This window comes from Allochromatium palmeri, from assembly GCF_009720725.1.
Lineage (GTDB): Bacteria > Pseudomonadota > Gammaproteobacteria > Chromatiales > Chromatiaceae > Thermochromatium > Thermochromatium palmeri.
This window is the reverse complement of the sequence record NZ_WNKT01000078.1, coordinates 1-7,098: the sequence shown is the minus strand read 5'-3', so window position 1 is coordinate 7,098 and position 7,098 is coordinate 1. Positions and strand designations below refer to the sequence as shown.

Genomic DNA, 7,098 nt, shown 5'->3' with positions numbered 1-7,098 from the left:
GGCACCGGCGATGCCGACCTGATCGCCTTGGGACGGACCATCCTCTACGACCCGCGCTGGCCCTGGCACGCTGCGGCCCATCTCGGCGCCACGGTTTCGGCTCCCGTCCAGTATCTGCGCTCCCAGCCCCGACGGTATCGCGACCTGTTTACGATGTCAGCGCCGACCTGAACATGTCGGCCAGCAGTCGGCTTGAACATGCGCGTCTGATACCCGGCTCACGGAAGTAGCAGCGCTCGGCCTGTTCAGCCTGCTTGCCGGCATTGAAGCTGTCGATGGGACGGTGATAGCCCATGACGCGCGTCCAGATTTCGCATCGTTGGGTCACAGATCAGCGCGCCGTCATCAACTCGGGCCGCGGGTAGATCCAGCCGGCGATGGATCCGCCCTCGGGATTATCGATCTGATCCGGGGCGACGTCGAGCAGGCGGTAGCGTTCACCAATCCGCCTGATCTGGATACGCCGTGCCTGGCGCTCTGGATCACTCCAGGGGCGGTTGTCGTAGTTCTGTTCGGCCAGGGCGACCCAGCCCTGTTCGAGGTCGGTATCGACCACGACGGCGACATGCCCGGCGCGCCACTCCGGGTCGCCCGGATCGGCGGCATAGATCAGCAGATCGCCGCGTTCGGGGGCGCGGCGGGCGTGGCCGTTGAGCGAGCGTCCGAGCGGGATGACGGCCTGATCGGACAGACGCCGGCCTTCGGTGAGGCTCAGGATGTCGGCCGCTGTCGGCACGTCACCGAAGGTCAGTCCCAGCGTCTGAATCCACCAACGGCGCGCGTACTCGACACACTGATAGGCCAGACCGGCGTATTCCAGGTGCTCGGGGCGCTCGCCTGAGCGGCCGATCTGAATCCGGCCAGAGTCGGGATCGACGAAGCTCGATTCGAGCCGCACGCAGAGCGAGACACAGTTGGAGCGGGCCTCGACGCCATCGGCGCGACCCAGCGGCGTGCCGAAGTCGGTGACGCAGGGGCCATCACAGGCGCGCTGGGCGGCCTGAAAGCGTTCCAGACGCAGAGCGTCGCTAACGGACAGCGGGGCCAGCCGCTCGGCGCCGTCAGTGTGCGGCAGGTGCTCGACCGCCGGCGTCGACGGCGCCGGCCCGTCGATGAGGAGCAGCATCAGGACGAGGAGGCTGACGGCGATCAGGACGGCCGCTGGAATGGGAAACAGCGGCCGGTACCGGGGACGATCGGCATCGGATGTCATGGGCGCGCTCGGTCTCGATCAGGGATGGTCGGTGATGGTCTGTCCGGTGGTCGTGCCGATCAGGACTCGGGCTTGTCGGCCAGCGGAACCAGGATCTCGTTGCGCCGCAGCATCGGCAGCGAGAACGGCCCATTGTAGCGGGCATAGATCGGCACACCGTTCGGCTGGAGTCCATCACGCTGCAAGGCTTCCAGTAGGTGCCGTTCCTCCTCGCGATAGCGCGTCTCACTCCAGGAGCCGGAATAGCGGCGTGCGGCCACGCGCCCGGCCGGTTCCTCGCGCAGCCGGATTCTTGGGTTGTTGGGCCGGGGCAGGGTCTCCAGTGTGAAGGACTCGGGCATGACGAAGCTGATGACATAGGCGTCGGAGTCCGCCCCGGTGCCTGCCGGACGTTGGCTGACGGGTGCAGTCATCTCCAGGCGCGTTCCAGTGCCGGGGTCGGTCCCCGAAGGTGTCGTCTCGGCTGGACGCTGGTTGACCGGAGCGGTCATGGCCATCTTCGTCTCGCCCTGGTTGTCGCCGAAGATGTAGCCGGCCAGGATCCTGAAGGCTTGCGAGCCGACGTCCTCGAAGTCGCCGCGCACCTCGACCTCGGCGACCCGATAGGGATCGTAGCGGCGCAGTTCGTAATCCTCGGTCGTCTGGAGGATCTGGTAGGACGGTTCCTCGGTGGCCATGGCGAAGGCTCCTGAAAGCAGCAGGACGGCGCCAAGGCCGGCGCGGGCCCTCTGGGTTATGGGTCGGGTCATGGTGGGGTCTCGGGGGTGATCGAGGCGCGTGTGGCGCGGGCATGGGTCGTAGATTGGGAGACAGCCGGCCGGGTGCAAGGGTCGGGTAAAGTCGCGATGCCGTCACGTCGCTTGTGGCGCGTTCTGAACGCCTGCGAAGATTTCGTCTTCTCCTTGATAGCTGCCCCCCCGAAGCGGTTCAGAATCGATTCTGGAGGCTCTGAGCGCATGCCATAAGTTGGGGGCCGTCTGGAGTGAGCCGACGGCTCGCTGTTCGCTGTCTGGCGCTGTTCTCTCAGATCACTCCACCTGGAGGCCGCGTTTTTGACCTCGCTGTACCAGCGCTCGCCTCGTTTGGAGTGTCCGGCCCTGAAGTTGCTCCGCTGGCTTGCCGACGCCTGGATCGTCTAAACCTCGACTAGGCCGGGATACGTACTTTCTCCTCCCCTGGATCGAGCGTGGTGTTGGTCCAGAGTCGGTCAGCGATGGCGAAGGGCGACGCCGTGTACCACAGAAATTACGCATCTCAGTCTGGACGCGGTTTAACGCACATTGCTGCCCGCAGGCAAGAGATTTTCCGCGTCCTTCAAGGGTCTTGCCTCCCGTGCCTGCTCCTCGATGACGCTCGATTCGCTGTACAACCCCGCTTCCGCTTTCGTCGACACCACGTCGAGGTCTTGGGGCCGCGATGCGGCGGGGAGCCGCTTTGCCGGCGAAGCACCCTGCCCTTCTGCCGGTGTCTCGGCGAGCATGCTCACGGGGACGCCGTGGGGGAAGACCACCTCTCGGGCCTCGTCGGGCATCGAGATGCCCTGGTTCTGAAAGGCGAGCTTCACCAGCCGGATGACCGAAGAGCGCACCTTCAGCCAGCTGTGCTCGCGCCCGTTGAGCCAAAAGTAGACGCGCAGATTCACCGTGGCGCTGCCGAGGCTGTCCGCTAGGACCGAGGGCTCCGGATCGTTCAGCACGGCTGGGTGGTCCGCCAGAACCTTGCGCGCAATCTCCTGGGCCTCGTTGATCGCATCGTCGTAGCCGATGCCGACCACAAAGTCCTCGCGCCGGTTGGCGTTGGTCGTGAAGTTGCTGAGGATGCTCTTGTAAACGCTGGCATTTGGTATCTGCGCGAGGTTGCCGTCGAGGGTCATCAAGATGGTTGTACGCATGTTCAACTGCTGCACATAACCGGTCACGCCGGAGATCTCGACCAGGTCGCCCGTCTCGAATGGCCGCTGGATGCTCAGGAAGATGCTGGACAGGAAGTTCTCGGTAATGTCGCGGAAGGCGATACCAAGGACCAGGCCGATCAGGCCGGTCCCTCCGACCAGCGTCAAGGCCAGTTGCGTCAGGCCGGAGACCCGCAGAATGAGATAGACGCCACAGAAGACAACGAACCCGCCTGCCGCACGCGCGATCACCGTCTGCAGGAGTTTCGTCCGAACCCTTTGGCGGAGTATTGCGCGGACGCCGCGTGTCACCAACAGCGCGGTCGCCACCGACAGTGCCAGGATGAGCAATCCGAACAGAAGGAACGGCATCGCGCGGATGAAGTCGCGCCAGAGTGCGGAGATACCGCTCGACGTCTGGCGGAAATCCCAAGCCGACGGTTGGGGCACCTCAATCCGGTTGGCAACGGCGACGACATCCTGCGTATTGCGTGCGAGATCCCCAGCCCAGGTTCTCAGCGCATCGGACTCCACCTGACCGCTGAGAAAGACGACACCTTCCTCGACCCGGACCCGCGGGTCGGTGAACCAGTCGGTGGCGTCCAGCACGGTTTGGAGCCGCTTGCGGATCTCTTCGTCTTGCGCGACGGGTTTGACATCCACCTTCGCGGGTGCCAGCGAGAGCTCTTCTTTTGCGGGACTGATGGGTTTGTGCGACTCGTTTCCCGTGCCGACCGGCTCCTGCGCCATGACCGAGGAGATGACCCCGTAGGACAGGGATCCGAGCAAGACCGCCCGCACACAGAACCTCATCCCGCGGCAGCGCCATGGCGCTGTCATCCCCGCCACATCCAGTCTCGGATCTCCGGCAGATCCCGGCCATGCTTGCCGATGTAGTGTCGGTGCTCGATCAGCTTGCCCTGGACCAGCTGCTTCAGGTAGGCCCCCTTGGTGCCCAAGTGCGGCAGGCGATCGACCGCGTCCTGCACCAGATGAAAGCGGTCCAGCTCATTGAGCACGCGCATGTCGAAGGGCGTGGTGGTGGTGCCCTCTTCCTTGTAGCCGCGCACGTGCAGGTTGTGATTGGCGCGCCGGTAGGTCAGGCGATGGACCAGCCAGGGGTAGCCGTGGAAGCCGAAGATGATGGGTTTGTCGCGGGTGAAGAGCGCGTCGTAGTCGCGATCGGTCAGCCCGTGCGGATGCTCCAGGCTGGGCTGCAGGCGCATCAGATCGACGACATTGATCACCCGGATCTTCAGCGCGGGCAGATGCTCGCGCAGGATGGTCACGGCGGCGAGGATCTCCAGCGTCGGCGTATCCCCGCAGCAGGCCATCACCAGGTCCGGCTCGCTGCCCTGGTCGTTGCTGGCCCAGGGCCAGATGCCGATGCCTTCCGTGCAATGCACCACCGCAGCGTCGATCTCCAGCCATTGCGGCATCGGGTGTTTCCCCGCCACAACCACGTTGACGTAGTGCCGACTGCGCAGGCAGTGATCGACCACCGACAGCAGGCAGTTGGCATCGGGCGGCAGATAGACGCGCACGATGTCGGCCTTCTTGTTGATGACGTGATCGAGGAAGCCAGGATCCTGGTGGGTGAAGCCGTCGTGATCCTGCTGCCAGACGTGGGAGGTCAGCAGATAGTTCAGCGAGGCGATCTTGTGCCGCCAGGGCAGCTCGGCGGTGACCTTCAGCCACTTGGCATGTTGGCTGAACATGGAGTCGACGATGCGGATGAAGGCCTCGTAGCTGTTGAAGAGCCCGTGGCGACCAGTCAGCAGATAGCCTTCCAGCCAGCCCTGGCATTGGTGCTCGCTGAGCATGGCATCGAGCACGCCGCCGGCGGGCGCGAGGAATTCGTCGTTCTCGACGGTGCGCGCATCCCACTGGCGATCAGTGACTTCGAAGACCGCGCTCAATCGGTTGGAGACGGTCTCGTCGGGGCCAAAGAGGCGGAAGGTCCGTGGCGCCTGATTGAGCTTGGTCACATCCCGCAGGTACTGACCCAGGACGCGCGTGTCCTCGGCCTCAATGGCGCCCGGTGAGGGCACCTGCAGCGCAGACGCGCGGAAATCCGGCAGGCGCAGATCGCGCAGCAAATTGCCGCCGTTGGTATGCGGATTGGCACCCATGCGCCGCTCGCCCTTGGGCGCGAGTGCGGCCAGTTCCGGGAGGAGTCGGCCATCCTCGTCGAACAACTCCTCCGGCTGATAGCTTCGCATCCAGCGTTCGAGCGATTGCACATGCTCGGGATGCTCGGCATCGACGATGATCGGCACCTGGTGGGAGTGGAAGGTGCCGGTGTTTGGCACGCCATCGACCGCGGTCGGTCCGGTCCAGCCCTTGGGCGAGCGCAGCACGATCAGGGGCCAGCGCGGTCGGGAGGCATCCTGCGTGTCGCGCGCTTGGCGCTGAATCCGCTGGATGTCGGCGATGGCCCGGTTCAGCGTCTCCGCCATCAGCTGGTGCATCCGCTCCGGCTCGTCGCCCTCGACGAAGTACGGCGTCCAGCCGCAGCCGCGGAAGAACTGTTCCAGCTCCTCGGGTTCGATGCGGGCCAGCAGGGTCGGATTGCTGATCTTGTAGCCGTTGAGATGCAGGATCGGCAGCACGGCGCCGTCGGTGACCGGGTCGAGAAACTTGTTCGAATGCCAGGCGGTCGCCAGCGGACCGGTCTCCGCCTCGCCGTCGCCGACGACACAGGCGACGATCAGGCCGGGATTGTCGAACGCGGCGCCGAAGGCATGGCTGAGCGAGTAGCCCAGCTCGCCGCCTTCGTGGATCGACCCTGGGGTCGTCGGCGCGACATGGCTGCCGATCCCGCCGGGAAAGGAGAACTGCATGAACAGATGCTTGAGCCCGGCCTCGTTCTGGCCGATGTTCGGATAGCGCTCACTGTAGGTCCCTTCCAGGTAGGTATTGGCCACCAGGGCCGGGCCGCCGTGGCCGGGGCCGGCGATGTAGAACATGTCCAGGTCATGCGCTTTGATCACCCGGTTCAGATGCACATAGATGAAGTTCTGTCCCGGCGTCGTGCCCCAGTGTCCGAGCACCATCGGCTTGATGTGCGAGAGCTTCAGCGGCTCTTTCAGCAGCGGGTTGTCGTAGAGATAGATCTGGCCGACCGACAGGTAGTTGGCGGCACGCCAGTAGGCGTCCATCTGGCGGAGCAGGTCGGGCGCGAGGGGGCCGGTGGTCATGGCTGACTGTCCTGGGTTGAGGCGAGGGCGGCGCGACGATTTCTCGCGAGGGTTTTGGTCGGGGAGCGCCATGAGGGTCTTAAGCGAGGGGCTGAGCCGTCGGGGCACCGGCGGCTCTAGCAGGCTGTCTATCTATTCCAATAGAAGTCCAGGCGGGATTGCTTCGATCCATCGAGATGCGCGGCTTTGCGCTGGGTCTGGCCTTCGCCTCGCTCGCCCGTGGGGGTCACTTCCACGCTGTAGTCGCCGGGCGGCAGTTGCGCGTAGAACCAGGGGCCTTTCGAGACAGCTGTCAGAACCGGGCCATGACGCGCCTCCAGAATGTTCACCCGCACCGCCGAGAGATACTCACCGCTGCCCTGCGTCGCGAACATCAGGTGTAGGTTGAATTCATGGGCCAGGGCATTGAGTTCAGTGCGCTCGCTCTCGCCTACGCCACCCGAGACATAGCAAATGTCGCCATCAGTCTTGATCTGTAACGACGACCCATCACTCGGCACCCCCATGGGCGCGGCGGCGTCTGGGTCTCGACAGATGGGGGTCGCCCCTGCGGCCGGGCGAATTGCCCATTCGCGCGAGGCATCGGCCAACTGCATCCCTCCTCCACCGAGGATCAGCCGGATCGGCGCCTCATACCCCGAATGCGCGCCGACCGGCTGACAGAGGCCAGCGCCCAACAGCAATCCCGTTGCAATCAAATTGAATCTGAGCCGATTTAAACCACGTCCAGTCAGAGATGCGTAATTTTTGTGATACGCTGTCCACATGAACTGAGTCGCCGTTGGCTCGCCCTC

Annotated in this window: 6 protein-coding genes; all 6 read right to left on the bottom strand. The window is 64.6% G+C overall.

Annotated features, from left to right (window positions below; translation table 11 throughout):
• Nucleotides 1-148: 148 nt before the first annotated feature.
• Nucleotides 149-328, bottom strand: a complete 180-nt coding sequence (gene nrdD / locus GJ668_RS20805) for an anaerobic ribonucleoside-triphosphate reductase (protein ID WP_186343218.1) — start codon at nucleotides 326-328, stop codon at nucleotides 149-151.
• A gap of 3 nt (nucleotides 329-331) precedes the next feature.
• The gene (locus GJ668_RS18970) at nucleotides 332-1,213 is read right to left on the bottom strand and encodes a CHAP domain-containing protein (RefSeq protein WP_155451667.1); all 882 of its coding nucleotides are present in this window, start codon (nucleotides 1,211-1,213) and stop codon (nucleotides 332-334) included.
• 59 nt (nucleotides 1,214-1,272) lie between these two features.
• Entirely contained in the window at nucleotides 1,273-1,890 is a 618-nt protein-coding gene (locus GJ668_RS18965; protein ID WP_186343217.1) for an SOUL family heme-binding protein, read from the bottom strand.
• 593 nt (nucleotides 1,891-2,483) lie between these two features.
• Complete coding sequence (locus GJ668_RS18960; RefSeq protein WP_246195016.1) at nucleotides 2,484-3,893, bottom strand: mechanosensitive ion channel family protein; 1,410 nt, start codon at nucleotides 3,891-3,893, stop codon at nucleotides 2,484-2,486.
• 47 nt (nucleotides 3,894-3,940) lie between these two features.
• Nucleotides 3,941-6,304: a phosphoketolase family protein gene (locus GJ668_RS18955; protein ID WP_155451664.1), complete on the bottom strand. Its 2,364-nt coding sequence runs from the start codon at nucleotides 6,302-6,304 to the stop codon at nucleotides 3,941-3,943.
• A gap of 128 nt (nucleotides 6,305-6,432) precedes the next feature.
• A partial coding sequence (locus GJ668_RS18950) for a hypothetical protein (RefSeq protein ID WP_343032250.1) occupies nucleotides 6,433-7,098 on the bottom strand: 666 nt, incomplete at its 5' end.